This window comes from Roseateles sp. PN1 (assembly GCF_038419725.1).
Lineage (GTDB): Bacteria > Pseudomonadota > Gammaproteobacteria > Burkholderiales > Burkholderiaceae_C > Paucibacter_A.
On record NZ_JBCARA010000033.1, the window covers coordinates 1 to 1,265 of the forward strand.

Annotated in this window: 1 protein-coding gene; it reads right to left on the reverse strand. The window is 62.0% G+C overall.

Translation table 11 applies throughout. From position 1 onward, the window contains the following. On the reverse strand, positions 1 to 1,265 hold a 1,265-nt coding region (locus tag AABB87_RS23020; RefSeq protein ID WP_341973605.1), incomplete at both ends, for a hypothetical protein.

Sequence of the window (1,265 nt, forward strand, 5' to 3'; positions counted from 1 at the left end):
GCGCCGTTTTGCACATCCACATTGCCGTAGAAGGTGCTGTTGCTATTGCCCGAAAGAATGACCTGGCTGGCAGCGGTACTGAGAATGTCGGCGTAGATCGTCGAATTGCCGCCGCTCAGCAAAATCTTGCCGCTGTTGCTGAGCAGGCCGCTGCGCACTTCACCGAAACCGCTGATCACGCCGTTGGCCTGATTGAGCAGGGCCTTGCCGTTATTGTCGAAGCTGCCGCCGGCGAGTTGGATCTTGCCCGTGTTCGGCTGCAGGCCCTGGGTCAGGAGCAGGGTCGCGTCGCGGCCCACGGTCAGCGTACCGCTATTGCTCACCGCAGCGGCGAGCGTCAAGGTGCCGCCCTTGGCGCTGACAAAACCTTGGTTATTGATGGCATTGTCGACTTGCCCCAAACCCTCGATGCGGCCCGTGTTGTCGATCGCCCCGCCACTCAGACTGGCGATGGGCGAAGTCAAGAGGATCCGGCCGCCATTGACAAAGCTCTTGTCGATGGCGAGCTTGCCACCATCGACGATCAGGCTGCCCTGGTTGGCAAACTTGGCGCTGATGACGCCGTTGCCGCTGATCGTGCCGCTCGCGTCATTGCTCAGGACGCTGGTGGCATCAAAAGCGCCGATGCTGGCGCCGGCCATGCTCATCAAGCCCTGGTTATTCAGGTTGCTTGCCTTCAGCTGCAGGGCGCCGCCCTTGCCCAAGGTCCAAACGCCGGTATTGATATTGCTGCCTGAATTGGCCAATTCAACATAGTCACCTTGGTCAAACCGACCACTGTTGGTGAAGCCCGCCTGACCCGCGTTGGCGCGGATGGTGCCCGAGCCGGTCATCGTGCCGGCATTGAGCAAGGCGCCGTTCACCGAACCGCCGTCCAGCATCAGGCGCCCGTAGTTCTTGACGGTGTTGGCAGCCAGGCTGCTGCCGCGGCCCACGGTGGCGGAGGCATTCACATCCATTTGGAAATCACTGGCCTGCAGCGCCCCCCCTGCGAAGGTGAGGCTGTCGCCCGAGCCCACACGGATTTGGGCGTCACCCTTGAGGATCTGGCCGGCGCTGAGCACCATGTCGTGGCCCAGAAAGTCGCCCGTGGCGTAGTTCGACTTGAAATTGAGCGTGCCGGACTCCCAGTTCAAGCTGCCGGATATCTTGCCCGTCCCCATCTTGAGTAGGCCGCCCTGCAGATTGACAACGCCCAGATCACCGATCACCAGTTGCCCGACATCGACAACGCCGCCGCCCAGAACATCCAGCCGACCGGCACC